We start from the raw sequence: 24,709 nt of genomic DNA on the forward strand, positions 1-24,709 counted from the left end.
CCCGGCTCAGCCCAGCAGGTCCCAGACGTCGACCTCGGCGCCGGCCGGGACCGAGGTGACGTCGGCGGGCAGGTCGATCAGGCAGTCGGCGCCGGCGAACCAGCCGAGGAAGCCCGACCCCGGCGGCCCCCACGGGGTCGCGGTCCCCGCGTCGGGGTCGAGCCGGCCGCGCCGCAGCTGCCGCTTGCCCGCGGGCTTGTCGACGGCATCGGTGAGGGTGGCCCGGACGACCCGGCGCTGCGGCCGCGGGTGGCCGTAGGCGGCGCGCAGGGCGGGGCGCACGAAGACCTCGAACGACGTCAGCGCGCTCACCGGGTTGCCCGGAAGGCAGACGATCGGTACGGCGCCTCCGGGGCCCGCGTAGTGGCCGCACCCCTGCGGCATCCCGGGCTGCATGGCCACCTTGAGGAACTCGACGCCGCGGGAGCCGAGGGCGTCCTTGACGACCTCGTAGGCGCCGGCGCTGACCCCGCCGGTGGTGAGCACGAGGTCGACGTCGACGAGCGCGTCGTCGAGCGCGGCGAGGAACGCCGGCACGTCGTCGGCGACCCAGAGCTGGCGCACCGCCAGCCCACCGGCCTGCTCGACGGCCGCGGCGAGCAGGGCGCCGTTGGAGTCGCGGATCTGGCCGGCAGCGGGGTCGGGGTCCTCGGCCAGCTCCGACCCGGTCGAGCAGACGAGCACCCGGGGCCGGCGGCGCACCGACACCTCGGTCACGCCCAGCGCGGCGAGCAGCCCGACCTGGGCCGCGCCGAGCACCGCACCGGGCTCCAGCACCGTCGCGCCGACCGCCACGTCGCCCGCGGCGCGGCGTACGAACGTGCCCGCGGAGCGGGCCGCCCGGATCTCGACCTCGTCGGTGCCGCCGTCGGTGGCCTCGACCTCCACGACCGCGTCCGCGCCGCGGGGGAGGGGCGCCCCGGTCATGATCCGGCGAGTGGTGCCAGGCGCGAGCTCGCCGATCGGCGCGCCCGCCGGGATGTCGTCGCCGACCGGCAGCCGCACGGGCGACTCCTCGGTGGCGCCGGTGACGTCGGCGGCGCGGACGGCGTACCCGTCCATCGCGGAGTTGTCGAACGCCGGCAGCGGCTCCGGCGCCTCGACGGGTGCGGCCAGCACCCGATCGACCGCCTCCGCGATCGGCAGGTCCTCGGCCCCGGTCGGGCTCACCAGCGCGGCCACCCGGGCCTGGTAGTCGGTCACGTCCAGCACGACGGTCACGGTAGTCGGACGGGACGCACGGTCGGAGGAGTGAAAGAACGAGCGAGGCAGCCCCCATGTAATCTGCCTCGCCCGTTCGCCCGGTTAACGGCCGTCGGGCCCTGCGGTTACGTGTGACGACACGTCGCGGCGAATTGGTCTGGACGATGCGGTCTTGGAACGTTCAACTGGGAGCGTTAACGTCGGATCGTGCGAGCGATCAGGCGATTCACGGTCCGTCCCGTCCTCCCCCCGGCGCTGACGGCGCTCGGGGAGCTGGCCGCCAACCTGCGGTGGTCGTGGCACCCGCCGACCCAGGACGTGTTCGCCGCCGTCGACCCCGAGCTCTGGGAGGCCGTCGGCCACGACCCGGTACGGCTGCTCGGCGAGGTCCCGCCCGAGCGCTGGCAGCAGCTCGCCGACGACGAGGGCTTCGTCAGCTGGCTCGCCCAGGCGCGCGGCGACCTCGAGCACTACCTCACCGAGCCGCGGTGGTTCCAGAACGCCGGAGCAGAGACGCCGCGCTCGATCGCCTACTTCTCGCCCGAGTTCGGCATCACCGCGGTGCTGCCCCAGTACTCCGGCGGCCTGGGAATCCTCGCCGGCGACCACCTCAAGGCCGCGAGCGACCTCGGCGTGCCGATCGTCGGCGTCGGCCTGCTCTACCGGCACGGCTACTTCAAGCAGTCGCTCTCCCGCGAGGGCTGGCAGCAGGAGACCTACCCGGTGCTCGACCCCGACGGCCTGCCGATCTCGCTGCTCCGCGAGGCAGACGGCAGCCGCGCCACCATCTCGATCCAGCTGCCCGACGGCCCCGACCTGCTCGCGCGCATCTGGGTCGCGAGCGTCGGCCGGGTGCCATTGCTCATGCTCGACACCGACGTGGAGGGCAACCCCGACCACTACGTCGAGATCACCGACCGCCTCTACGGCGGCAACAGCGAGCACCGCCTGCGCCAGGAGCTGTTGCTCGGCATCGGCGGCGTCCGCGCGCTGCGCGCCTACTGCCGGATCACCGGCGCGCCCGAGCCCGAGGTGTTCCACACCAACGAGGGCCACGCAGGGTTCCTCGGCATCGAGCGGATCCGCGAGCTCACCGTCGACCCGGCCGGACCCCGGCTGGACCTCGACACCGCGATCGAGGTGGGCCGGGCGTCCACCGTCTTCACCACGCACACGCCGGTGCCGGCGGGCATCGACCGGTTCCCGCGCGAGCTCGTCGAGCAGTACCTCGGCGACGCCGGCGCCACGCCGGGCGTCCCGGTCGAGCGGGTGCTCGCGCTCGGCGCGGAGGACTACGAGGGCGGCGACCCCGGTGTCTTCAACATGGCCGTGATGGGCTTCCGGCTCGCCCAGCGGGCCAACGGCGTCTCCCAGCTGCACGGGCACGTGAGCCGCGGCATGTTCAACGGCCTCTGGCCGGCGTTCGACGAGGCCGAGGTGCCGATCTCCTCGATCACCAACGGCGTGCACGCGCCCACCTGGGTCGCGCGCGAGATCTTCGCACTGGCGGCGGCGCACGGCGCCGACCCGAGCGGTGACGACACCGAAGCCTTCTGGGCCGCGGTCGACCACGTGTCGAGCGGCGACATGTGGCGCACCAAGCGGGTGCTGCGGGAGCGGCTGGTCCACGACGCGCGCCGGCGGCTGCACAAGTCCTGGGAGAAGCGCGGGGCGTCGAAGGCCGAGCTCGGCTGGATCGACAGCGCCCTCGACCCCGACGTGCTGACGATCGGCTTCGCGCGCCGCGCGGCGTCGTACAAGCGGCTCACGCTGATGCTGCGCGACCCGGAGCGGCTCCGGAAGCTGCTGCTCGACCCGGAGCGCCCGGTCCAGCTGGTGATCGCCGGCAAGGCGCACCCCGCCGACGACGGCGGCAAGCGGCTGATCCAGCAGATCGTCCAGTTCGCCGACGACGAGGACGTGCGTCACCGGATCGCGTTCCTGCCCAACTACGACATCGCGATGGCGCAGCCGCTCTACCCCGGCTGCGACGTGTGGCTCAACAACCCGCTGCGGCCCTACGAGGCGTGCGGCACCTCGGGCATGAAGGCAGCGCTCAACGGCGGCCTCAACCTCTCGATCCTCGACGGCTGGTGGGACGAGTGGTACGACGGCGAGAACGGCTGGGCGCTGCCGTCGGTCGACGGGGTCGACGACGTCGACAAGCGCGACGACCTCGAGGCAGCGGCGCTCTACGACCTGCTCGAGAACGAGGTCACGCCGCGGTTCTACGACCTCGACCACGAGGGCGTGCCGACCCGATGGGTCGAGATGCTGCGCCACACCCTGAAGTCGCTCGGCCCCAAGGTGCTAGCGACCCGGATGGTGCGCGACTACGTGCGGGAGCTGTACGCCCCCGCGGCGCAGAACGCCCGCTCGCTCAACAGCGACTACCGCGGCGCCCGCGACCTCGCGCAGTGGAAGGGACGCGTGAAGGCCGGCTGGCCGGGCGTCCGCATCGAGCACGTCGAGGCCCACGGCATCGGTGACGCCGTCGAGGTGGGATCGACGCTCACGGTGCGCGCGTTCGTCGCGCTCGGCGACCTCTCGCCCGAGGACGTCGAGGTCCAGCTGGTGCACGGCCGGGTCGACGCCGACGACGTGCTCGTCGAGACCCACGTGGCGCCGCTCGGGCTGGTGGAGTCCTACGACGGCGGCCGGCACCGCTTCGACGGAGGCGTCGACCTCGGTCGCAGCGGGCCGTTCGGCTACACCGTGCGCGCCGTACCGCGGAACCCGCACCTGAGCGCGGTCGCCGAGCTCGGCGTCGTCACCCTCGCGTGACCCAGTCGGTGTAGCGCACCTTGTCGACCGGGTTGCTGTCGGCGGCAACGGTGTGGGTCTTCCCCCGCACGCGCAGCTTCTCCGGCGACTCGCCCTCGAGCCTCAAGCACGAGACGGGGACGGTGAACGACATCTGGTGCGGCAGGTCCTCGTCGTACTTCACGGTGTCCGGGGTGCATCGGAGCCGGGTCGGCTCGCCGTCGCGCAGCCGGTGGACCGAGACGTAGGTGGCGCCCTCGGCACCGAAGTCCTCGGTCCACCAGTCGATGAGGAAGTCGGGGGTGGTGTCGCCGACGGTGTCGACCATGAAGTAGTGGCCGTCGGTGTAGTGGTCGAACCACGCCCTCACCTTCAGCTGCTTGCCGTAGTCGACCTCGGTGCCCCAGATCTCCCCGAACTCGTCCCACTTCCCGTCGTCGCGGGGGTCCCAGCGCTCCTCGTGGGCGGCGGCCGCGGGGGAGGCGAGCGCGGCGACGGCGGCGCCGGCAAGGGCGGCGCCGGCCACGGCGCGGGCGGTACGGCGGATCATCGGTGGCTCCTTCGATCGGTTGCGGGCTCGTCGAGCCCCTGTACCGATGAAGACGCACGGGCGCGGCGCTGGTTGCGCCCGCGCGACCGAATCCTCGCGACGGAACGCCCTACTCCTTCTCGCGCAGCACGACCACGCTGCGCGGGCCGATCCGCAGCTCCTTGCCGCTCACCGCGTCGCTGCCCACCGGCTGGTCCGGGTCGGTCGACAGCACCACCTCCCCGGCATGCACCCAGTCGTTCTCGGGCAGCAGCACGTCGACCGGCTGGTCGCCGGAGTGGAACCACATCAGGAACGACGCGTCGAGCTGCTGCTCGCCCGTGGGTCCGGGGGAGCGCAGCGGCTTGCCCGTCACGAACATCCCGACGGTGCGCAGCCCCGGGTCGTGCCAGTCGTCGTCGGTCATCTCGCGGCCGCTCGGGTGCAGCCACGCCAGGTCCTTCGGCCCCCCGACGATCGTCGGCTCGCCCTCGAACCAGTGCCGCTGCCGCAGCGCCGGGTGCTCACGGCGGAGCCGGAGCGCGGTCTTCGTCGCCTCGTAGACGTCGAGCCACGCGTTGTCGGCGCTCCAGTCGACCCAGGAGATCTCGTTGTCCTGGCAATAGGCGTTGTTGTTGCCGCCCTGCGTGCGGCCGCGCTCGTCGCCGGCCGTCAGCATCGGCACCCCGTTGGACAGGCACAGCGTCGCCATCAGGTTGGCGGCCTGGCGGCGCCGGAGCGCGACGATCTCCTGGTCGTCCGTCTCGCCCTCGACACCGTGGTTCCACGACCGGTTGTTGTCGGTGCCGTCGCGGTTGTCCTCGCCGTTGGCCTCGTTGTGCTTGTGGTCGTAGGACACCAGGTCGCGCACGGTGAACCCGTCGTGAGCGGTGATGAAGTTGACCGAGGCGTACGCCGAGCGCCCGTCGTCGGCATACAGGTCCGACGACCCGGCGAGGCGGGTGGCCACCGCGTGCGTCTGCGCCTGGCCGCGCCAGAAGTCGCGGATGGTGTCGCGGAACTGGTCGTTCCACTCGACCCACGGCGGCGGCATCCGGCCGACGAGGTAGCCCTCCATCGAGACGTCCCAGGGCTCGGCGATGAGCTTCACGTGGCGCAGGACCGGGTCCTGGCCGATCGCCACGAGCAGCTTGCTGCTCATGTCGACCGGGATGCCGTCGGCGACCCGGGTGCGGGTCAGCGCGGACGTCAGGTCGAAGCGGAAGCCGTCGACGTGCATCTCGGTCACCCAGTACCGCAGGGAGTCGAGGATCATCCGGAGCGCCAGTGGGTGCTCGGAGTCGACGGTGTTGCCGCAGCCGGTGACGTCCCAGTAGGTGTCGTCGAACTCGGCGGGCGGCCCCTCGGGCACCTGCCCGCTCGGCACCCGGCGGTAGAACCCGCGGTCGTCGAGCCCGCGGAACGACAGCGTGGGCCCCATCGGCCCGGCCTCGGCGGTGTGGTTGTAGACGACGTCGAGGATGACCTCGATGCCGGCGCGGTGGAGCGACTTCACCATCTGCTTGAACTCCACGACCTGCTGGCCGCGGTCGCCGGAGGAGCTGTAGGCCGCGTCCGGCGCGAAGTAGCTGATGCTGTTGTAGCCCCAGTAGTTGGTGAGTCCCCGGTCGAGCAGGGCCGGCTCGGAGAAGAACTGGTGGACGGGCAGCAGCTCGACCGCTGTGACCCCGAGGTCGTTGAGGTACTGCGTCACGACGGGGTGGCCGAGACCGGCGTACGTGCCGCGCAGCTGTTCGGGGATCCGGTCGTGGAGCTGGGTGAAGCCCTTGACGTGGAGCTCGTAGATCGCCGAGTCGCGCCACCGGCGCTTCATCGGCCGGTCGTCCTCCCAGTCGAAGGAGGTGTCGACCACCACGCTGCGGGCGGTGTGGCCCGCGGAGTCGAGCTCGCTGCGGCGGGTCGGGTCGTCGACGTCGTAGCCGAGGAGCTCGATGCCGTTGGTGATCGTGCCCGAGGTGGCGAGGCCGTAGGGGTCGAGCAGGACCTTGTGGGGGTTGAACCGCATGCCCTGGTCGGGGTCCCACGGGCCGTCGACGCGGTAGCCGTAGCGGGTGCCTGGCTCGATCCCGGGCAGCGCCCCGTGCCAGATCCCGAGCGAGAACTCGGTGAGCTGGTGCCGCTGCTCGCCGCCCTCGTCGTCGAAGATGCACAGCCACACCTCCTCGGCGTGCGGGGCCCACACCGCGAAGTTGGTCGACTCCGCCGACCACTCCGCGCCGAGGGGCCAGTTGCGTCCCGGCCACACCGGGGACCGCTCTCCGAGGGAACGCCACAGGCTGGGATTCACCCCGCCATTGTGCCTGCGCGCGTCCAACCGGGGGACGGGCGTGGCCGCGCCCGGTGATCACCGGCACAATGGCGCGCGCAGGCCGACCGGCCGACACGGAGAGGACACAGATGACCAGCGAGTTCGTCCGCCTTGAAGTCGCGGACGGCGTCGGGACCATTCGGCTCGACCGGCCCAAGATGAACGCCATCAGCCTCCAGGTGCAGGACGAGCTGCGGGCCGCCGCGGCCGAGGCCACCGGCCGCGCCGACGTGCGCGCGGTCGTCGTGTGGGGCGGCGAGCGGGTCTTCGCCGCCGGCAACGACGTCAAGGAGATGGCCGACATGTCGTACGTCGACATGGTCGACCGGGTCGACGCCCTGCAGGGCGCGGTCACCGCGGTCGCGCGGATCCCCAAGCCGGTCGTCGCAGCCGTCAACGGCTACGCCCTCGGCGGCGGCTGCGAGCTCGCGCTCGCCGCCGACGTCCGGTTCGCGGCCGAGAACGCGGTCCTCGGCCAGCCCGAGGTGCTGCTCGGGATCATTCCCGGCGCCGGCGGCACCCAGCGGCTCGCCCGCCTGGTCGGGCCCAGCCGCGCCAAGGAGCTGCTCTTCAGCGGCCGGTTCGTCAAGGCCGAGGAGGCGCTGGCCATCGGCCTCGTCGACCGCGTGGTCCCGGCCGACCAGGTGTACGCCGAGGCGGTCGCCTGGGCGGGACAGTTCGCCGCGGCCGCGCCGTACGCCCTGCGGGCGATCAAGGACGCCGTCGACCGGGGTCTCGAGAGCGACCTGGAGACCGGGCTCGCCATCGAGCGCCAGCACTTCGCGTCCGCCTTCGCCACCGAGGACCGCACGATCGGCATGACATCCTTCATAGAGAACGGTCCGGGCAAGGCCTCGTTCGTGGGACGGTGAGGGCATGACCGACGACACGCGCAAGGACACCGAGGGGAAGCGAGCGGCGGTGACGGGTGCGAACACCACCGTGCTGACCGTGGCGCGCATCCGCGGGATCGTCGCGCGGACGCTCTGGATGATCTGCCTCGCGCTCGCCCTGGTGCTCGCGTTCGCAGCGTTCAGCTTCGCCCTCAAGGCGAACCCCGACAATGCGCTCGTCCAAGGTATCCAGGACTTCGCGGACAGCTGGGTAGACCTCGGGTTCTTCGACCTGGACAACCCGGTCAAGCAGTTCGAGAACCCCAACGGCGACGTCAAGACCGCCCTGTTCAACTACGGGATCGCGGCGGTGGTCTACCTGATCGTCGGCCGGTTCCTGGAGCGGATCATCCGCCCCTGACCCCTCCCGGGTGGCGCAGATCACTGGTGTCACACCGTGTGACACTCGATGTGACACAGTCCACGACGGTCACGCCTCGCGGGCCGTCGAACCGGGCGGTAACCTGCCCAACGCTGCCCTAGCCAGCGACACCGGCTCCCCCGCGGGAGCGTCACGAGTGCACAGGAGGGGCCTTTCCGGCCACAACCATGAACATTGTCGTCTGTGTGAAGTACGTCCCCGACGCCACCGCCGACCGGCGGTTCGAGTCGGACAACACCGTTGACCGCGTCGGCGTCGACGGCCTGCTCTCCGAGCTCGACGAGTACGCCGTCGAGCAGGCCCTCCAGATCAAGGAGAAGGGCGAGGACGTCACCGTCACCGCCCTGACCATCGGTCCGGAGCAGGCCGAGGCCGCCGTCCGCAAGGCCCTGCAGATGGGTGCCGACCAGGGCGTCCACGTCAAGGACGACGCGATCGCCGGCTCCGACGCGATCGCGACCTCCCTGGTGCTCGCCAAGGCCATCGAGAAGATCGGCCGCCCCGACCTCGTCATGTGCGGCATGGCCTCGACCGACGCCGGCATGAGCGTCGTACCGGCGATGCTGGCCGAGCGTCTCGACCTGCCGCAGGTCACGCTGGCCTCGGTCGTCGAGACCCAGGGCGACCAGGTGCGCATCAAGCGCGACGGCGACGCCGCCACCGAGGTCATCGGCGGCACGCTGCCGCTGGTCCTCTCGGTCACCGACCAGTCCGGTGAGGCGCGCTACCCGTCGTTCAAGGGCATCATGGCGGCGAAGAAGAAGCCGCTCGAGACCTACTCGCTGAGCGACCTCGGCGTCGACGCCGGCCAGGTCGGTCTCGACGCCGCGTGGACCGCCGTGGAGGAGACCGCGGCCCGTCCGCCGCGCACCGCCGGCGAGATCGTCAAGGACGAGGACGGCTCGGGCGCCACGGCGCTGGTCGAGTTCCTCGCCGCGAAGAAGTTCATCTGAGGAGCGATTGAACATGTCTGAAGTTCTGGTTCTGGTCGACCACGTCGACGGAGCGGTCCGCAAGCCGACCCTCGAGCTCCTCGCGATCGCCAAGCGGATCGGCTCGCCGTCCGCCGTGTTCATCGGCGGTGCCGACAAGGCCGACGCCGCCGCCGAGACGGTCAAGGGCTACGGCGCCGACAAGGTCTACGTCGTCGACGACGCCGAGATCAAGGGCTACCTGGTGGCTCCCAAGGCCGAGGTCCTGGCCCAGATCGCCGCGCAGGCCTCGCCCGCCGCGATCCTGGTCCCCGCCTCGGGCGAGGGCAAGGAGATCGCCGGCCGGCTCGCGATCAAGCTCGAGTCGGGCCTGATCACCGACGCGGTCGACGTCCAGGTCGAGGACGGCGTCCCGGTGACCACCCAGTCGGTCTTCGCCGGCAGCTACACCGCCAAGGCGAAGGTCACCAAGGGCACGCCGATCATCGCGGTCAAGCCCAACGCCGCCGCCCCCGAGGAGGGTGCGGGCGCCGGTGCCGTCGAGCAGTTCTCCGCCGAGATCTCCGCGGCCGCCAAGAGCGCGCAGATCGTCGCGTCGCAGCCGCGCCAGGCGACCGGCCGCCCCGAGCTCACCGAGGCCGCGATCGTGGTCTCCGGTGGCCGCGGCACCGGCGGCGACTTCACCGCCGTCGAGGCGCTCGCCGACTCGCTCGGTGCTGCCGTCGGTGCGTCGCGTGCCGCTGTCGACTCGGGCTGGAAGCCGCACACCTTCCAGGTCGGCCAGACCGGCAAGGTCGTGTCGCCGCAGCTCTACGTAGCCAACGGCATCTCCGGTGCGATCCAGCACCGCGCCGGCATGCAGACGTCGAAGACGATCGTCGCCGTCAACAAGGACGAGGAGGCGCCGATCTTCGAGCTCGTCGACTTCGGCGTGGTGGGCGACCTCCACACCGTCCTCCCGGCCGCGACCGCGGAGATCGAGAAGCGCAAGGGCTGACACGACGAACTGGCAGGGTTCGGGGTCCGAACCGTCAATGCCGCCCGGGCGATCGCCCGGGCGGCATTGACAATTGACGGTTCGGACCCCGAACCCTGCCAGTTCGTCGTCAGCCGAACATGCCCACGGACTCGTCGACGATGCCGACGGGCGCGACCCAGACGCGCCGCTCGCCCTTGGCGTTGGTCATCAGGCGGATCCGGCGCAGGGACTCGTTGTTGGCCGTGTCGGCCTCGATCAGGTTCTGCTCCGGGTTGGCGAGCACCTGGATGTAGTAGACGCCGTCGGGCACGTTGGCGATCGGGAACGCCTGGCCCGCGCGGAACTGGGCGTAGGTGTCGCCCCAGCCGGCCGCGAGCACCTCGCGGATGGCCTGCGACTCCAGCCCCCCGCACACGCTGCCGAGGTCGTCGTAGCTGACCGTCCAGTTGGCTCCCGCGGCCGTCAGGTCGACCGCGTCGGTGTTGGCGAGGCAGAACGCCTCCTTGCCCGACACGACCTCGGTCGTCTTGTCCTCGGCCAGCAGGCGGTAGGTGGCGAAGTCGGTGAAGTGCCAGTGCTGGTGGGTCGGGTCCGGGTCCCACTCCATCTCGCCGACCGGCTCGTAGTCCACAACCTCGCCGTCGTCGTCGAGGAAGTACTGGTAGGCGTCCATCACGTCCTCGTCCTCGCGACGGAAGCCGTCGACGACGAGGTCGGAGGTGCCGTTGTTCCACACGTTCGCCGCGAAGCGCAGCTGCGTGCCCTTGCGGTTGAGCTCGATGCCGAACGCCGGCAGCGACCGCAGGTCCGGCACGGGCGTGCCTTCGGGCAGGCCGGCCAGGGAGCCGACCCCGGGGCCGGTCGGCTCGCTGGCCTCGGGCTGCAGGGGGGTGGTCGGGTCGCTGAGGTCACCGCCGTGCTGCTGACGGCACTCGCCGCGGCACTCTCCCTCCTCGGAGTCGCGCACGACGAGGGTGGTCCTGGTCCGCCGGTCCGCCTGCGCGATGCCGAGCGCGTCGGCGTACGGCGTCGCGATCTGCGCGGTGACGGCGTACTTGCCCGGCCGCACCTTCACGCCGGTCTCGGAGTACTCCTCGACGACCGAGCCGGTCCAGCCGGCAGGGATGCCCTGCACGGAGCCGATGGCGAGCGGGTTGTACCAACAGCCGCGCGGATAGTTCGACCGGAACGTCGCGTCGGGCGAGAGCCGTGCCACTGCGCTCAGGCACCCGTCGATCCTGCGGACGAACGGCGTGCGGTCCTCGTCCACCGTGCCGTCGTCGTTGAGCGGGACGAAGCGCAGCCGGATGAAGTCCCCGAGCCGGCCGACCCGGTCGGTCAGGCCCTCGGGCAGCGTCACGTCGCCGCCCGCCAGCTTCTGGGTGAGGACGACCTCGGACTCGTAGTCGGGGCGCTGCGACCAGAGCTCGAGCGCGGCGCCGGTCACCCGGACCCGGAGCCCGAAGTCGGTCCACACGGTGTTGTCGTGCTCCCAGGTCCGCACCCGGTCGGGAGCGGTGAGGACGACGGTCGGCCCGTCCTCGGCGTGGGCCGGGGAGGGGCTGGAGACGGCGACGGCGGCGGGCGCCGCCAGGACGGCGGCCGCGAGGACGGCGCGGAGCAGCGACCTCCCGCGACGCGGGGACGAGTAGGGGACCACGTTGTTCCTCTCGGGATCACGGGCAGCGCAGAGCTGGCCTGTTGTGAGTCAAGACGGCTGAGATGCCCGAGAGGTTGCCGCCCCGACGCCACTAATCTGGGAGGGTGAGTATCTCGCCCGACCTCGCCGAAGTCGCCCGAAACGCCCGAACCGCCAGCCGCGCGCTGGCGATCGCCACCCAGGCGACCAAGGACGCGGCGCTGCACGCCATGGCCGAGGCTCTGGTGGCGCGATCGGACGAGCTGCTCCGGGCCAACGCCGAGGACGTCGCCCGCGCGGAGGCCGACGGCACGCCGGCCAACATCATCGACCGGCTGCGGCTGACGCCGGAGCGGCTCGAGGGCATGGCGCAGGGCCTGCGCGACGTCGCCGGGCTCGCCGACCCGGTCGGCGAGGTCGTGCGCGGCGGGGTGCTCCCCAACGGGCTCGAGCTGCGCCAGGTGCGGGTGCCGTTCGGCGTGGTCGGCATGATCTACGAGGCGCGCCCCAACGTCACCGCCGACGCCGCCGGCATCTGCCTCAAGTCCGGCAACGCGGTGCTCCTTCGTGGCTCCTCCAGCGCGCGGTCCAGCAACGCGGCGATCGTCACGGTCCTGCGCGACGCCGTGGCGAGCGCCGGCCTCGACGCCGACGTCGTCCAGCTGGTGCCGGGCGACACCCACGAGAGCGTCAAGGAGCTGATGCGGGCGCGCGGGCTGGTCGACGTGCTGATCCCGCGCGGCGGCGCCGGCCTCATCCGCTCCGTCGTCGAGGAGTCGATGGTGCCGGTCATCGAGACCGGCGCCGGCAACTGCCACGTCTACGTCGACGCCGCCGCCGATCTCGACAAGGCCCTCGCGATCGTCCTCAACGCCAAGACCCACCGCACCTCGGTGTGCAACGCCGCCGAGTCGCTGCTCGTCCACGCCGATGTCGCCGACGCGTTCCTGCCGCGCGTGGTCGCCGCCCTGCAGGAGCGCGACGTCACGATCCACGGCGACGACGCCTTCACGTCGTACGAAGGCGTGGTGCCCGCGACCGACGACGACTACGCCGAGGAGTACCTCTCGCTCGACATCGCCGCAGCGGTCGTGCCCGACATCGACGCGGCGATCGACCACATCCGGCGCTACTCCAGCGCCCACAGCGACGCGATCGTCACCGACGACCAGCGCGCCGCGCGGCGGTTCGTCGCCGAGGTCGACTCGGCCGCGGTGCTCGTCAACGCCTCGACGCGCTTCACCGACGGCGGTGAGTTCGGCTTCGGCGCCGAGATCGGCATCAGCACCCAGAAGCTGCACGCCCGCGGCCCGATGGGACTACCCGAGATGACGTCCACCAAGTACGTCGTCGTGGGCGACGGCCACGTCCGGTAGGTCGTCCTCGATCCGCGCCAGGGTCCACAGGCCCCAGCACAGGGCGGCGATCGCGCCGGCCGACGCGGCGACCGACCCGAGCGAGTGATCGGGCACCTCGCGGAACACGACGTACGCGAAGCCGAGCGTCAGCAGCACGTTGACGACGTTGAGGACCGGCATCGAGGCCGAGAGCCGGGCCTGCCGGTAGGCGAGCTGGTTGACCGAGACCCCGCTCAGCCCGGCGGCCACCAGTGCGTAGGGCAGCCAGGTCGTCGCGAGCCCGAGCGGGCCGTGCTCGTCGAGGTAGAGCTGACTGGCCTCGATCAGCACCGCCATCAACCCGAACAGCACGCCGGACGCGCACCCCAGCAGGAACGCCCGGGCCGTCGCGTGGCCCGCGGCGCCCGCGAGCGCCAGCGCCGCCACCGCGCCGCACGCGGCGGCGCCCACGGCGAGCAGCAGCGTGAACATCGGCGGTGCCTGCTCCACCGACCGCGCGTCGGAGGCCAGCAGGAGCACGGAGAGCGCCGCGGCGGTGACGACCACGGCTCCGAGCTCCGTGGGGGAGGGCCAGGTGCGCGCGAGCGCCGCCCGGATCGGGACGGCGAACACGATGCCCATGATCGCCAGCGGCTGCACCAACGCGATCGGGCCGTGGTGCAGCGCGAGCACGTGGAACGTGAAGCCGACCGGTCCGAGCATCAGCGCCAGCAGCCACTCCGGGCGCCGTACGAGGAACCTCATCAGGACCACGAGACCGGTGCCGTCCGGGGCCCTGCCGGTCGCCAGGTGCTGGGTCGACGTCGAGAGCGCGGTGGTCGCGGCGCTGGCCAGGGCGAACGCAGCGGCCAACCAGATCACGCGCCGGAACCTAGGCACGGGACATGACCGGTCGGTGAACCCCTGGGACACGTCGGGGGTGTGTCGCCGGACCGCCGGGTGGGGCGCGATAGGTTGCGCCCATGGCAGGCTCCGCGGACCGGATCTACGCCGACGCGTCCACCGAGCGGCTGAACACCTCGGCGACCGTCGTCACCTTCGTGCGCACGGTCGCGACGCTGGTCCTCTCCCTGTGGGGCGCCTACGAGGGCAGCCTCACGCTGCTCGTCGCGGGCCTGGTCACCTACTGGGTCGGTGACACGCTCGACGGCGAGATCGCCCGCTGGCGCGACTGCGAGACCCGCATCGGCGGCGTGATCGACATGATCTGCGACCGCCTCAGCTGTGGGGCGTTCTACGTCGGGCTCGCCTGGCTGCAGCCGTCGCCGCTGTTCGGGGACGAGCCCATGGAGCTGGTCGCGATCCCGGTCGGGGTCTACCTGTTCGAGTTCATGGTCATCGACATGTTCCTGTCGCTGGCCTTCCTCGCCTGGCCGATCCGCAGCCCCAATTACTTCTACGTCGTCGACCGCCGCATCTACCTGTGGAACTGGTCGCGGCTCGGCAAGGCCGCGAACTCCGGGCTCTTCGCGGTCCTGCTGCTGGTCACCGGATGGGTGTGGCTGGCGCTGGCCATCGCGATCGCGCTGCTCGTGCTGAAGTGCGTCTCTCTGAAGTGGCTCTTCGACCTGGGCCTCCCGGTCCCCGAACGGACGGCCGCCCCAGCATGATCCTGTGGCTCTCGACGTTCGGGTTCAGCATCGCGTCCGCCCTGCTGCCGTTCCTGCCGATCGAGGTCTACATCGTCGGCGCGGGCGCCGCGGAGCCCGGGGTCCCCGCGGCCGTGTCCCTCGGGATCGCGGCGGGCGCGGGGGCGACCATCGGCAAGATCATCTGGTACGAGGCGGCCCGCCGCGGCATCGACTCCGCGTGGGCGCAGAAGAAGCTCGCCAAGCCCAAGGTGAAGGCGAGCTACGAGAAGTGGCTCGGCCGCATGCAGGGCCGCCCCGTCTACGCGGCGGTGATCATGTTCCTCGCGGCGTCGGCGGGGATCCCGCCGCTGCTCGCGATGGCGGCCGTCGGCGGCCTGCTGAAGATGCCGATGTGGACGTTCATCCCGACCGTCTTCGTGGGGCGCACCATCCGGTTCACGCTGTTGTTCCTGGGCGTGGACTTCGCCCTCCACTGAGCGGTGGTCGAGGTGCGAGCGCAGCGAGCCTCGAATCCTCCGATAACATGCGCGCTATGCAGATCAGCCAGACCGTCCTCGCCGTGATCCAGGCCGCCGAGGAGCACAGCGAGCCCGCCGTGAACCCGTGGCTCATCGGTGGCGGCACGCTGCTCCTCCTGCTCCTGCTGCTCTTCGGCCTCGTCGCGTTCGGCGGCGGACGGGACCACAGCTGACCGCCCAGGACGTGACCGAACCCTCCCGCCGCCGGCGGGTGGGGGTCATGGGCGGCACGTTCGACCCGATCCACCACGGTCACCTCGTGGCCGCGTCGGAGGTGCAGGGCTGGTTCGGCCTCGACGAGGTCGTGTTCGTGCCGACCGGCCAGCCGTGGCAGAAGTCCGACCGCGAGGTCTCGCCCGCCGAGCACCGCTACCTGATGACGGTCATCGCGACCGCCGCCAACCCGCGGTTCCGGGTCAGCCGGGTCGACATCGAGCGCGCGGGTCCGACGTACACCATCGACACGCTGCGCGACCTGGCCGCGGAGCTGCCCGACGCCGACCTGTTCTTCATCACCGGCGCCGACGCGCTGACCGACATCTTCAGCTGGCGCGACGCCGACGAGCTGTTCGCGCTGGCGCACTTCGTCGGCTGCACCCGCCCCGGCTCGGAGATGGACGCGGAGACGCTGTCGGCCATCCCGCACGACCGGGTGACCATGCTGGAGGTCCCGGCGCTGGCCATCTCGTCGACCGACTGCCGCCAGCGGCAGGCCGAGGGCCAGCCGATCTGGTACCTCGTACCCGACGGTGTCGTGCAGTACATCACCAAGCACCACCTCTACAACGGAGCGTCATGACCGCCACCGACCACGCCGTCCAGCTCGTCACCACGGCCGCCCTCGCGGCCGCCGACAAGCTCGCCACCGACATCATCGCGTTCGACGTCAGCGAGCAGCTGGCCATCACCGACGCGTTCGTGCTCGCCTCGGGCAGCAACGACCGCCAGGTCAAGGCGATCGTCGACGAGGTCGAGGACAAGCTGCGCGAGATCGGCGCCAAGCCGGTCCGGCGCGAGGGGGAGCGCGACGGGCGCTGGGTGCTGATCGACTACGGCGAGATCGTGGTCCACGTCCAGCACGAGGAGGAGCGCCAGTTCTACGCGCTCGAGCGGCTGTGGCGCGACTGCCCGGCGATCCCGCTGCCCGCCGAGGTCAAGGACCCCCGCGGGCCTTCCGGGCCGTCGGGGGCCGAGTAGCCCCGTGAGGGACGAACGAGGGCGTACCGAGACCCGTCGGCTGGTCCTGCTCCGCCACGGACGCACCGAGTGGAACGCCACCCACCGCATCCAGGGCCAGCTCGACCCCGGCCTCGACGACACCGGCCGCGCGGAGGCGCGAGCGGTCGCGCCCGTGGTCGCTGCCCTGGGGCCGGCCGTGCTGTGGTCCTCCGACCTCGCCCGAGCGCGGGAGACCGCCGAGCAGGTCGCCGCCGCGTCGAGACTGGTCCCGACCTACGACGAGCGGCTGCGGGAGTTCCACCTGGGGGAGCGCCAGGGACTGACGCACGCCGAGTACGAGCGGCTCGCCCCCGAGGAGTTCGCCCGGTTCCGCGCGGGCGAGTGGGACGAGGTGCCCGGCGCAGAACACCCCGAGGCGGCCGCGAAGAGGTACGCCGCCGCCCTGCACGACCTGCTGGCGACGCTCGCGCCGGGGGAGACCGGCGTGGTGGTGTCGCACGGCGCCGTCACCCGCACCGGCCTGGTGTCGTTCCTCGGCTGGCCAAGGGAGACAGCCCGCGACCTCCGCGCGCTCGGCAACTGCGCGCGGGTCGAGCTCCACGAGCGCGCTGTGGGACGATGGGCGCTGGCGGCGTACAACGTCCTTCCGGTGGTCGAGTAGCCCGAGCCGCTAGGCGATCCGTCGTAAGGAACGAGCGAGGATGTGTCGAGACCCCGATTTCATGATCGCTTCACCTCTTCGGTAATGTTCTCCGCGTTGCCCGGGCCGCAGCAGTGTGGCGAAGGCCGGACAACAGCCACGGGGCTGTGGCGCAGCTGGTAGCGCATCTGCATGGCATGCAGAGGGTCAGGGGTTCGAGTCCCCTCAGCTCCACCGATCTGAGCCGCCGGGACCTTCGGGTCCCGGCGGTTGTCGTTTTGCACCTTCCGCGAGGTGTTGGATCCCGTATACAATGAGCGATGCCCATCGCACCTGACCTCCGTGACCTGTCCAACGCCGCCGTCAGACTGGCGCCCCTCCGCCCCGAGGACTCGGCCGAGCTCTTCCGCGCGCTGGACGACGAGCGCGTCTGGGCCGGCGGGTGGAGCGGCGGCCCGGCCGCCCGCCCGGCCACGGCCGAGGGCATGCGCGCGGTCGTCGACCGGCTGAACGAAGCCGGTTTCGCCTTCGCGGTGCGCGACGCCGGGTCCGGCGCGCTCGTCGGCACCGCGAGCCTGCTGGCGGTCGACCTGGCCAACGAGCGGTGCATGCTCGGCGGGGCGGCGTACTCGCCAGCGGTGTGGGGGACCCCGGTCAACGCCGGGACCAATCTCGCCCTGCTGGGGCACGCCTTCGACGACTGCGGGCTCGGCCGGGTGGAGTTCCAGACGGACGTGCTCAACGGACCGATGTGTGGGGCGCTCGAGAAGATGGGCGCGACCCGCGAGGGCGTGCTGCGCCGGCACAAGAAGCGCGCCGACGGGACGTTCCGCGACTCGGTGGTGTTCTCGATCCTCGCCGACGACTGGCCCACCGTCCGGGAGCGGCTGGAGAGGCGCGTCGCCGGCTAGGCAGCCGGTCGTCCGGCGGCTCAGCCGCGGAGCGCGTCCTCGATCCGGTCAAGGAGGCGCGCGAGATCCGCGTCGCGGGCGCGAGACGGCGTCTCGGCGAGCGGCCCCGAGCTGTGCAGCATCGCGAACCCGTGCACGGCCGACCAGCAGACCAGCTCGGCACCCTCGCGCTTCGTCGCGGTGAGGAAGCCGGTCTCCGCGCACTCGTCGAGTGCGCCGGAGAGGAGCTCGTAGGGGCCCATCAGCCGATCGAAGGAGGCTCGCGCGAAGCTCACCGAGAACAGCCCGGGCTCGGCCAGCGCGTACTCGACGTACGCCGTGCCCACCGCGCGCAGCCGGCGCACGGCGCGCTGTCGGGGGTCCTTGGCGCGCACCCGCTTGATCCGCGCGCTCATCGTCGCGCCGAGCTCGTGCATCCCGACGTCGGCGACCTCGCGCAGCAGGTCGTCGCGGTCGGCGAAGTGGCGGTACGCGGCGTTGTGGGACACGCCGGTCCGGCGCGCGACCTCGCGCAGCGCGACCCCCGCAGGGCCCTGGGTGCGCGCCAGCTCCACCGCGGTCTCCACGAGGGCAGCCCGCAGGTTGCCGTGGTGATAGCTGCTCACGGCGGCATGCTAGACCGTCCAAGTGTTGACAGCGTCCACATCAGCGCGCATGCTGGTGGATGTTGACGCTGTCCACACCTCCCGGAGGCCTGTCCATGACCCGCAAGATCGGGACCCTCATCGCGGTGTACGTCGCTGCGCTCGCGATCAACCTCGACGTCACGATCGTGAACGTCGGCCTGCCGAGCATCGCGGCCGAGCTCGATGCCAGCACTCGTGGGTTGCAGTGGGTCGTCGACGCCTACAACCTCACGTTCGCCGCGCTGGTCCTGGCCGCCGGAAGCCTGTCGGACCGGTTCGGGCGGCGTCCGGCGCTGATCATCGGCCTGCTCGGCTTCGCGACGATGAACGCGATCGGGGCCGCGGTGGACACCACCGGTGCGTTGATCGCCGCGCGGTTCGGGATGGGGGCGTTCGCGGCCCTCATCTTCCCGACCACGCTCTCGATCATCTCCAACACGTTCACCGACCGGAGGCAGCGCGCGGCGGCCCTCGGCGGATGGGGTGCCGTCGTCGGCATCGGCGTCGCGGCGGGGCCGGTGACCGGCGGCGCGTTCCTCGAGCACTTCTACTGGGGCAGCATCTTCCTGGCGCTGGTCCCGCTCGCGTTGCTCGGCGCCGCGCTCGCGTATCTGCTGGTCCCCGAGTCGCGCGATCCCGCCGTCCCGCGCCTGGACCTGCGCGGCCTGGCGGTCTCGATCGCAATGCTGGGCCTCCTGGTGCACACGGTGATCGAGGCGCCCGAGCGGGGGTGGGGGAGCACCGGGACGCTGCTGGGCCTGGCGGGCTCGGCGGTCCTCGTCGTCGCGTTCGTGGTCGTGGAGCGCTCGGTGGAGCACCCGATGCTCGACGTCACGCTCTTCGCCGATCGCCGGTTCAGCGCGGCGGCCGGTGCGGTGACCGTCGTGTTCTTCGCGCTGTCCGGCTTCATCTTCCTGATCACCCAGTACTTCCAGGTGATCCGCGACTACGGACCGCTGTCCACCGGTGCGCGCATCCTTCCTGTCGCCGGGTCGATCGCGCTGGCATCGATCGTCGGCGGGGTGCTCGCGCCGCGGGTCGGCACCCGCGTCCTGGTGGTCACCGGGCTGGTCTTCTTCGGGTCGGCGATGCTGTGGATCGCCGGCGTCGTGGAGGTGGACACGCCGTACGCGACGGTCATCGTCAGCCAGATGGTGCTGATGGGGCTCGGGATCGGCCTGATCCAGACCCCGGCGACGGAGTCGATCATGCAGGTGCTGCCGCCCGCCCGCGCCGGCGTCGGGTCGGCGGTGAACGACGCGACCCGTGAGCTGGGGGCGACGCTCGGCGTCGCGGTCGTGGGCGCGGTGTTCTCCTCGGTCTTCGGGGCGCGGCTGGCCGAGAGCGCGTTCGCGGCGACGGGGCAGGCGGAGGCGGCGGGCGACTCCGTCCACGTCGCCTCCGTGATCGCCGGCGGCGACCCGACCCTGCTCGGTGCGGTGCAGGACTCGTTCCTGTCCGGACTGGCCATCGGTTGCGTGACCGTCGCCGTGGTCTGCTTCGTCGGCGCGATCGCGGGCGCTGTCGCCCTGCCCGGCCGGGGTTTCGTGGCGGCGTCCGACGAGGCGGGCGAGCGTCCGCTCAGCTCCACCGGAGGTCGGTGATCTCCCGCAGGTCGGCGAGGATCCGCCGCAGCTGGTCGGTCCGGGCCCGGCCGAGGTGCTCCTCCCAGCGTGCCTCGACCGCCGTCACGGCGGGGATGCTGAGCTCGACCAGCTCGCGGCCCTTGTCGGTGATCGTGACGATCCGCGCTCGAGCATCATCGGGGTCGGGCTGACGGGTGACGTAGCCCGCACGCTCGAGACGGTCGACGATCGAGGTCAGCGTCTGCTTGGTGAGCTGCGCGGCCTCGGCGAGCTCGGACATGCGTGACCCGTCGGGTCCGATCCGCTGGAAGACCCGGGCGTCACTGAGCGGAAGGTCGTGACCGTGCTCGCGCAGGGTGGCGAGCACGGCCGACTCCAGCGCGCGGTAGGGGATGAAGAGCAACAGCCCGAGGTTCAGGTCGTGGTCCGACGTGGTCACGAAGTCATCCTTGCAGATGGTCCGAGGTTCAGACTATCGTTTGGTCCGAGAGTCGGACTAAAGGAGTGCGTGATGACGGACGACAGCTACTGGTCGGCGGTGGTCTCGATGCGTCAGCGCGTGGCGGACCTGCTGGAGTCGCTGCGCCCCGAGGAGTGGGACGCCGGCTCCCTGTGCTCCGAGTGGCGCGTCAGGGACGTAGCCGGGCACCTGTCGTGCGTGCCGACGATCACCACGTGGGAGCTGCTCCGTTCCGGCCCGCGCGGTCGCTTCGACATGAACCGGATGAACACCGTCATCGCCAAGGGGTACGGCGACCACGAGCCCGCGTGGATCGTGGCCCGGATCCGCGAGCACGCCGGTGCCCGCCGCACCGCCAAGGTGCTCGACACGCGCAACTCGCTGTTCGACGTGATCGTGCACAGCCAGGACATCGCCGTCCCGCTCGGACGCACCTTCGACGTACCGCCCGAGCTCGCTGCCGACGGCCTGGCCCGGGTCTGGGAGATGGGCATGCCGTTCCACGCCCGCAAGCGGTTCGCCGGTCTCACGCTCCGCGCCACCGACGCAGACATCGCCGTCGGCGCCGGCCCGGAGGTGCGCGGGCCGGCGCTGTCGCTGCTGCTGCTGGCCACCGGACGCGCGGAGGTCGCCGCACCCGCGCTCTCAGGGGCGGGCGTGGACGCGCTCCCGCGCTGACGTCCCATCCCCACCAGGCGACCGTACGGTCGCGCCGGGGAGACGCCACAGGTCGACCGCGCCTGCCAGAATCAGGACATGTCGGCACTGAGGACGTTGGGGCGCGTGACCGGGTGGACCTGCATCGCGATCGGAGGTGTCCAGCTCGTCGGAGGGGTCCGCGCGGAGCCGGGCATGACGTCGGACGACCCGACCGTCGACTCCCACGTCCGATTCATGGGAGCCGTCTTCGCGGGCTACGGGCTGGGTTGGATCGACGCCGCCGGCTCGGACGACCCCGACGTGGGCCGGATGCGTGCACTCGCCGGGCTCATGGCCGCGGGCGGGATCGCCCGCCTCGGCACGCGCGCGACGCTGGGACGCCCCCACCGTTTCCACGACGCGCTGCTCGGCATCGAGCTGGCCGCACCGATCCTCGTGGAGGCGCTGAGACGGCGCGACCGGGTCCGGTGACACACCGGCGGCACGCCGACCTCCTGCTCGGCGCAGGCGTGGTCGTCGTGCTGTCCGTCGTGGTCGCCTCCGACCAGGGACGCGGAGGGTCGGTCAGCCCGGTCGCCCACGTGTGGGCGGTCGGGTTCGGCGCGCTCATGCTCATCCGGCGTCAGCACCCCGTCCTGGTCCTGTGGCTGACGGCCCTCGGGTTCCTCAGCTATCACGCGGCGGGGTTCCCGTCGATCGGGGTCGCGCTTCCGATGGCCGCGGCGCTCTACTCGGCGAGCGAGATGGGCCGGATCGTCCCCGCTGGGGCCGCGGCACTCGCAACGCTCTCGGTCGCCACCTGCTACCGCCTGCTCGCCGGTCAGGAGCCGGCCTTCGTGCTGGGCTACGAGCTGGTCTCGCACGCGGCGCTGATGGCGGCGGTCATCGTCCTGGGACACAGCGTGCGGACGGCCCGCCGGCTGCGCACGAGGACCGACCAGGTGTCCCGCCTCCTCGAGCGGCAGGGCGCGCTCGACGCCGACGCGCGGATCCGAGAGGACCGGATGCACCTGGCGCGGGAGCTGCACGACTCCATCGGGCACTCGCTCTCCGTCGCGTCGCTCTACACCAACGTCGCTCGTGAGGCGACGGACGACGACAAGCGCTCCGAGGCGCTGGACCTGGCCCGGTCCGGGATCTCCGACTCGCTGGCGCAGCTGCGTCGTACCGTCGGGCTGCTGCGGGAGGCACGCCGCGAGCCGGACGCGGGTCCGGGCCTCGCCGACCTGCCGCACCTCGCGGCCGCGCCCGTCGCGGCAGGCTACGACGTGACGCTCGACGTCGCCGATGTCCGGCCGGGCCCGGAGGTCGAGGCGGTGGTCTTCCGGGTGGTCCAGGAGGCGGTCACCAACACCCTCCGGCACTCGTCAGGCACCCGGGTCCGCGTGCAGGTCGTCGACGAGGAGGGACGCGTCACCGTGACCGTCGCCGACGACGGTGACCCGGTCGCGCCGGCGGACCTGCGCCAGGGGCACGGCCTCGCCGGCCTCGCCGAGCGGGTCGCCGACCTCGGCGGGACCTTCGAGGCGGCGCCGACCGCCGACGGGTGGCTGGTGCGCGCCGCCATCCCCAACGAAAGTGCAGGGCGATGATCCGCCTGATCCTTGTCGACGACCAGAGCCTGCTGCGGGCGGGCTTGCGCGCCATCCTCGAGAAGACCTCCGACATCGCGGTCGTCGCCGAGGCCGCCAACGGTCGCGAGGCCCTCGCGCGCGGGCGGGCGCACCGCCCCGACCTGTTCGTCATGGACCTACGGATGCCCGTCATGGGTGGGATCGAGGCCACTCGGGCGATCCGCGCCGACCCGCTGCTCCGGTCGGTGCCGGTCCTGGTGCTCACCACGTTCGACGACCAGGACGACGTGACGGAGGCGATGGCGGCCGGTGCCAACGGCTACCTGCTCAAGGACATCGATGCCGACGAGCTCCGCGACGCGGTACGGCGCGCGGCGGCCGGCGAACCCCAGGTGGCCCCCGGGATCATGCGGCAGATGATGGACCGGATCGCCCGGCTCCCGACCCGGCGGAGCAAGGAGGCCGAGCTGGCGGGCCTGACCGATCGCGAGGTCGAGATCCTGACCCACGTCGGGAAGGGACTGAGCAACGAGGAGATCGGCAACGCCCTGTTCCTGAGCCCGGAGACCGCGCGGACCTACGTCAGCCGGCTGATGACCAAGCTCGACGCCCGGGACCGGGCCCAGCTGGTCGTGCTGGCGCACCGGGCCGGGCTCGTCGACTGACCTCCGGCCGCCTACGGTGTGCCGAGTCCGGGCCACGGGGCCTGCCAGACCCGCGAGCCGTCGCCGGTGTCGGCGACCAGGAGTACGCCGGACCGCGAGCTCGCGACGGCGAGGGCCTGCTCGGCTGTCGCCTCGAGGTCGAGAGGCAGCTCGATCGGCGCCCACGCGACACCGTCCGGTGAGCCCCACAGGTGGAACCGGGCACCGTCGCTGACAACGGTCAGCATCGCCGTGCCGTCGGTGGTGAGGCTCGCGACCCCCGGCGCCCGCCTCGCCTCGGTCTCGGTGGTGCCGAACCCGCCACCGGCGCGCCAGTCCCCGTCTTCACGCAGCCAGCTCCCGAATCCCGATCCGCGCAGGCCGATCGCCACCACCGCGTCGCCGACGCGTGCGGCGCGGTGTAGGTCGTCGTAGCCGGGGGTGTCGGGCACCTCCTCGCGCCTCCATCGACGACCGTCGGCGGACGACCACGCGACGGGGACGCGGTCGCTCACCTCAGGGCCAGTGCGTCCACCCACGACGGTCCACCTCGACCCGTCCGACACGGCGCCGTGGGCGAGCGGTGCACCTTCCCCGCCGACCAGGCCGGGCTCTCCCTCCACGAGGTGGAAGCGGCGCGGGGACCGGGCGGTCCACACGGCGGGTCCGGTGCGCCGGTTGCCGGAGATGAGCCACCCACGTGGTCCCGCGGCGACGTCGCCGACGTTGACCGCAGAAGGACCGCCGTACCTCTCGACCGGCGCGGGGACGTCGACCCAGGCGCCCTGCCGAGTCTCCCGGAACGTCGCCACCCTGGGGTTCCCGTGCGCCCCACCGGACATCGCACCGACGGCGACGGGCACGCCGCCGCGGCACGCGACCGACGACAGCACCGCGCGTGCGCCCCAGTACGTCGAGGTCCGGAAGCGAATCGCCTCCCACCGCCGGCCGTCGGAGGACACCCACGCGCCCGGGCGGCTGTCGGCAGGCGGCCCGAGCACGCCGCCCACGACCAGCCACCGGTCCCCGCACCAGGTCGCGTCTCGCACGGCGATGCGGTGGCCGGGCACGGTCGGCAGCCGCACCTCCTCCCAGGCCACGCCCACCATCGGAGCGCCGGGGGCGTCGGTACGGGGAGGCGGATCGTCGGGGGAGCCGGTGCAGGCTGTCGACGCGATCGCCAACCCGACCAGGACCGCCCACAGGCCGCGCGCTCGCGGCGACCGGCGGTCGATTGCTGCCGGTGCCGTGCGCGACATGGGGGGATGATGCCACTCGCACGGGTTCGTCGCCCCGTCCGACCCTGACGGCA

At 72.1% G+C, this 24,709-nt stretch carries 26 protein-coding genes and 1 tRNA gene; 19 read left to right on the forward strand and 8 right to left on the reverse strand.

Annotated elements, in window-relative coordinates; all coding sequences use genetic code 11:
* Positions 1-6 precede the first annotated feature (6 nt).
* The gene (locus HNR19_RS07685) at positions 7-1,212 is read right to left on the reverse strand and encodes a molybdopterin-binding protein (protein ID WP_179667364.1); all 1,206 of its coding nucleotides are present in this window, start codon (positions 1,210-1,212) and stop codon (positions 7-9) included.
* Positions 1,213-1,410: 198 nt separating this feature from the next.
* Here HNR19_RS07685 and glgP point away from each other — a divergent pair, with 198 nt between their 5' ends.
* Positions 1,411-3,987: an alpha-glucan family phosphorylase gene (glgP, locus tag HNR19_RS07690; RefSeq protein WP_179667365.1), complete on the forward strand. Its 2,577-nt coding sequence runs from the start codon at positions 1,411-1,413 to the stop codon at positions 3,985-3,987.
* Here the strand turns inward: glgP and HNR19_RS07695 are convergent.
* Both HNR19_RS07695 and glgX read right to left on the reverse strand, forming a co-directional pair.
* Complete coding sequence (locus HNR19_RS07695) at positions 3,974-4,516, reverse strand: hypothetical protein (protein ID WP_179667366.1); 543 nt, start codon at positions 4,514-4,516, stop codon at positions 3,974-3,976. The two genes, glgP and HNR19_RS07695, sit on opposite strands and share 14 nt — an antisense overlap.
* Positions 4,517-4,625: 109 nt before the next feature.
* Positions 4,626-6,803 (reverse strand): glycogen debranching protein GlgX, encoded by a 2,178-nt coding sequence (gene glgX, locus HNR19_RS07700; protein WP_179667367.1) that lies wholly within the window; start codon positions 6,801-6,803, stop codon positions 4,626-4,628.
* A gap of 110 nt (positions 6,804-6,913) precedes the next feature.
* Between glgX and HNR19_RS07705 the strand changes: the two genes are divergently transcribed.
* The 4 genes from HNR19_RS07705 (at position 6,914) to HNR19_RS07720 (ending at position 10,028) form a co-directional block, all read left to right on the forward strand.
* Positions 6,914-7,696 carry an enoyl-CoA hydratase/isomerase family protein gene (locus tag HNR19_RS07705; protein ID WP_179667368.1) on the forward strand — a complete coding sequence of 261 codons (783 nt, stop codon included), beginning with the start codon at positions 6,914-6,916 and terminating at the stop codon, positions 7,694-7,696.
* 4 nt (positions 7,697-7,700) lie between these two features.
* Positions 7,701-8,078, forward strand: coding sequence for a hypothetical protein (locus tag HNR19_RS07710; RefSeq protein WP_179667369.1), 378 nt, complete (start codon positions 7,701-7,703; stop codon positions 8,076-8,078).
* 206 nt (positions 8,079-8,284) lie between these two features.
* Entirely contained in the window at positions 8,285-9,052 is a 768-nt protein-coding gene (locus HNR19_RS07715; protein WP_343047098.1) for an electron transfer flavoprotein subunit beta/FixA family protein, read from the forward strand.
* A gap of 13 nt (positions 9,053-9,065) precedes the next feature.
* Positions 9,066-10,028 (forward strand): electron transfer flavoprotein subunit alpha/FixB family protein, encoded by a 963-nt coding sequence (locus tag HNR19_RS07720; RefSeq protein ID WP_179667371.1) that lies wholly within the window; start codon positions 9,066-9,068, stop codon positions 10,026-10,028.
* A gap of 109 nt (positions 10,029-10,137) precedes the next feature.
* Here HNR19_RS07720 and HNR19_RS23465 read toward each other — a convergent pair whose 3' ends face one another.
* Positions 10,138-11,670, reverse strand: a complete 1,533-nt coding sequence (locus tag HNR19_RS23465; RefSeq protein WP_179667372.1) for a lysyl oxidase family protein — start codon at positions 11,668-11,670, stop codon at positions 10,138-10,140.
* Between the two features lie 104 nt (positions 11,671-11,774).
* Here HNR19_RS23465 and HNR19_RS07730 point away from each other — a divergent pair, with 104 nt between their 5' ends.
* Entirely contained in the window at positions 11,775-13,025 is a 1,251-nt protein-coding gene (locus HNR19_RS07730) for a glutamate-5-semialdehyde dehydrogenase (protein ID WP_179667373.1), read from the forward strand.
* Here the strand turns inward: HNR19_RS07730 and HNR19_RS07735 are convergent.
* Positions 12,969-13,868 carry a DMT family transporter gene (locus tag HNR19_RS07735; protein WP_179667374.1) on the reverse strand — a complete coding sequence of 300 codons (900 nt, stop codon included), beginning with the start codon at positions 13,866-13,868 and terminating at the stop codon, positions 12,969-12,971. The two genes, HNR19_RS07730 and HNR19_RS07735, sit on opposite strands and share 57 nt — an antisense overlap.
* Before the next feature lie 101 nt (positions 13,869-13,969).
* On the opposite strand from HNR19_RS07735, the gene HNR19_RS07740 reads away from it, so the two are divergent.
* The 8 genes from HNR19_RS07740 to HNR19_RS07775 all read left to right on the forward strand — a co-directional run bounded on the left by HNR19_RS07740 (position 13,970) and on the right by HNR19_RS07775 (position 17,847).
* On the forward strand, positions 13,970-14,617 hold the full coding sequence (locus tag HNR19_RS07740; RefSeq protein WP_179667375.1) for a CDP-alcohol phosphatidyltransferase family protein: 648 nt from the start codon (positions 13,970-13,972) through the stop codon (positions 14,615-14,617).
* Complete coding sequence (locus tag HNR19_RS07745; RefSeq protein WP_179667376.1) at positions 14,614-15,075, forward strand: YqaA family protein; 462 nt, start codon at positions 14,614-14,616, stop codon at positions 15,073-15,075. The genes HNR19_RS07740 and HNR19_RS07745 overlap by 4 nt, the downstream gene beginning before the upstream one ends.
* Before the next feature lie 56 nt (positions 15,076-15,131).
* On the forward strand, positions 15,132-15,290 hold the full coding sequence (locus HNR19_RS07750) for a hypothetical protein (protein WP_179665964.1): 159 nt from the start codon (positions 15,132-15,134) through the stop codon (positions 15,288-15,290).
* A gap of 11 nt (positions 15,291-15,301) precedes the next feature.
* On the forward strand, positions 15,302-15,916 hold the full coding sequence (gene nadD / locus HNR19_RS07755) for a nicotinate-nucleotide adenylyltransferase (protein WP_343047099.1): 615 nt from the start codon (positions 15,302-15,304) through the stop codon (positions 15,914-15,916).
* Positions 15,913-16,314, forward strand: coding sequence for a ribosome silencing factor (rsfS, locus tag HNR19_RS07760; RefSeq protein ID WP_179667377.1), 402 nt, complete (start codon positions 15,913-15,915; stop codon positions 16,312-16,314). Before nadD ends, rsfS begins: the two co-directional genes overlap by 4 nt.
* Positions 16,315-16,318: 4 nt before the next feature.
* Positions 16,319-16,957: a histidine phosphatase family protein gene (locus tag HNR19_RS07765; RefSeq protein WP_179667378.1), complete on the forward strand. Its 639-nt coding sequence runs from the start codon at positions 16,319-16,321 to the stop codon at positions 16,955-16,957.
* 140 nt (positions 16,958-17,097) lie between these two features.
* Positions 17,098-17,170: transfer RNA gene (locus HNR19_RS07770), tRNA-Ala, on the forward strand.
* 86 nt (positions 17,171-17,256) lie between these two features.
* On the forward strand, positions 17,257-17,847 hold the full coding sequence (locus HNR19_RS07775; protein ID WP_179667379.1) for a GNAT family N-acetyltransferase: 591 nt from the start codon (positions 17,257-17,259) through the stop codon (positions 17,845-17,847).
* A gap of 20 nt (positions 17,848-17,867) precedes the next feature.
* Here HNR19_RS07775 and HNR19_RS07780 read toward each other — a convergent pair whose 3' ends face one another.
* Complete coding sequence (locus tag HNR19_RS07780) at positions 17,868-18,452, reverse strand: WHG domain-containing protein (RefSeq protein ID WP_179667380.1); 585 nt, start codon at positions 18,450-18,452, stop codon at positions 17,868-17,870.
* A 95-nt stretch (positions 18,453-18,547) separates the two neighbouring features.
* On the opposite strand from HNR19_RS07780, the gene HNR19_RS07785 reads away from it, so the two are divergent.
* Positions 18,548-20,077, forward strand: coding sequence for an MFS transporter (locus tag HNR19_RS07785; RefSeq protein WP_179667381.1), 1,530 nt, complete (start codon positions 18,548-18,550; stop codon positions 20,075-20,077).
* Here the strand turns inward: HNR19_RS07785 and HNR19_RS07790 are convergent.
* Positions 20,055-20,498 carry a MarR family transcriptional regulator gene (locus HNR19_RS07790; protein ID WP_179667382.1) on the reverse strand — a complete coding sequence of 148 codons (444 nt, stop codon included), beginning with the start codon at positions 20,496-20,498 and terminating at the stop codon, positions 20,055-20,057. The genes HNR19_RS07785 and HNR19_RS07790 overlap by 23 nt on opposite strands.
* Positions 20,499-20,570: 72 nt before the next feature.
* On the opposite strand from HNR19_RS07790, the gene HNR19_RS07795 reads away from it, so the two are divergent.
* The 4 genes from HNR19_RS07795 to HNR19_RS07810 all read left to right on the forward strand — a co-directional run bounded on the left by HNR19_RS07795 (position 20,571) and on the right by HNR19_RS07810 (position 23,418).
* Positions 20,571-21,197 carry a maleylpyruvate isomerase family mycothiol-dependent enzyme gene (locus HNR19_RS07795; RefSeq protein ID WP_179667383.1) on the forward strand — a complete coding sequence of 209 codons (627 nt, stop codon included), beginning with the start codon at positions 20,571-20,573 and terminating at the stop codon, positions 21,195-21,197.
* Between the two features lie 78 nt (positions 21,198-21,275).
* Complete coding sequence (locus HNR19_RS07800) at positions 21,276-21,650, forward strand: DUF4345 domain-containing protein (protein WP_179667384.1); 375 nt, start codon at positions 21,276-21,278, stop codon at positions 21,648-21,650.
* On the forward strand, positions 21,647-22,771 hold the full coding sequence (locus tag HNR19_RS23470; protein ID WP_179667385.1) for a histidine kinase: 1,125 nt from the start codon (positions 21,647-21,649) through the stop codon (positions 22,769-22,771). The genes HNR19_RS07800 and HNR19_RS23470 overlap by 4 nt, the downstream gene beginning before the upstream one ends.
* Positions 22,768-23,418 carry a response regulator transcription factor gene (locus tag HNR19_RS07810; RefSeq protein WP_179667386.1) on the forward strand — a complete coding sequence of 217 codons (651 nt, stop codon included), beginning with the start codon at positions 22,768-22,770 and terminating at the stop codon, positions 23,416-23,418. The genes HNR19_RS23470 and HNR19_RS07810 overlap by 4 nt, the downstream gene beginning before the upstream one ends.
* Positions 23,419-23,429: 11 nt before the next feature.
* Here HNR19_RS07810 and HNR19_RS07815 read toward each other — a convergent pair whose 3' ends face one another.
* Entirely contained in the window at positions 23,430-24,656 is a 1,227-nt protein-coding gene (locus HNR19_RS07815) for a hypothetical protein (RefSeq protein WP_179667387.1), read from the reverse strand.
* Between the last annotated feature and the right edge of the window lie 53 nt (positions 24,657-24,709).

Origin of the sequence: Nocardioides thalensis (genome assembly GCF_013410655.1) — a bacterium.
Classification (GTDB): domain Bacteria; phylum Actinomycetota; class Actinomycetes; order Propionibacteriales; family Nocardioidaceae; genus Nocardioides; species Nocardioides thalensis.

What these genes read in the sequence shown, in the direction of transcription:
- HNR19_RS07745 (WP_179667376.1), top strand. Translation starts at nt 14,614, where the DNA reads ATGATCCTGTGGCTCTCGACGTTCGGGTTCAGCATCGCGTCCGCCCTG.
- HNR19_RS07785 (WP_179667381.1), top strand. Translation starts at nt 18,548, where the DNA reads ATGACCCGCAAGATCGGGACCCTCATCGCGGTGTACGTCGCTGCGCTC.
- HNR19_RS07815 (WP_179667387.1), bottom strand. Translation starts at nt 24,656, where the DNA reads ATGTCGCGCACGGCACCGGCAGCAATCGACCGCCGGTCGCCGCGAGCG.
- rsfS (WP_179667377.1), top strand. Translation starts at nt 15,913, where the DNA reads ATGACCGCCACCGACCACGCCGTCCAGCTCGTCACCACGGCCGCCCTC.
- HNR19_RS07695 (WP_179667366.1), bottom strand. Translation starts at nt 4,516, where the DNA reads ATGATCCGCCGTACCGCCCGCGCCGTGGCCGGCGCCGCCCTTGCCGGC.
- HNR19_RS07795 (WP_179667383.1), top strand. Translation starts at nt 20,571, where the DNA reads ATGACGGACGACAGCTACTGGTCGGCGGTGGTCTCGATGCGTCAGCGC.
- HNR19_RS07710 (WP_179667369.1), top strand. Translation starts at nt 7,701, where the DNA reads ATGACCGACGACACGCGCAAGGACACCGAGGGGAAGCGAGCGGCGGTG.
- HNR19_RS07775 (WP_179667379.1), top strand. Translation starts at nt 17,257, where the DNA reads ATGCCCATCGCACCTGACCTCCGTGACCTGTCCAACGCCGCCGTCAGA.
- HNR19_RS07720 (WP_179667371.1), top strand. Translation starts at nt 9,066, where the DNA reads ATGTCTGAAGTTCTGGTTCTGGTCGACCACGTCGACGGAGCGGTCCGC.
- HNR19_RS07740 (WP_179667375.1), top strand. Translation starts at nt 13,970, where the DNA reads ATGGCAGGCTCCGCGGACCGGATCTACGCCGACGCGTCCACCGAGCGG.
- HNR19_RS07750 (WP_179665964.1), top strand. Translation starts at nt 15,132, where the DNA reads ATGCAGATCAGCCAGACCGTCCTCGCCGTGATCCAGGCCGCCGAGGAG.
- HNR19_RS07705 (WP_179667368.1), top strand. Translation starts at nt 6,914, where the DNA reads ATGACCAGCGAGTTCGTCCGCCTTGAAGTCGCGGACGGCGTCGGGACC.
- HNR19_RS07800 (WP_179667384.1), top strand. Translation starts at nt 21,276, where the DNA reads ATGTCGGCACTGAGGACGTTGGGGCGCGTGACCGGGTGGACCTGCATC.
- HNR19_RS07810 (WP_179667386.1), top strand. Translation starts at nt 22,768, where the DNA reads ATGATCCGCCTGATCCTTGTCGACGACCAGAGCCTGCTGCGGGCGGGC.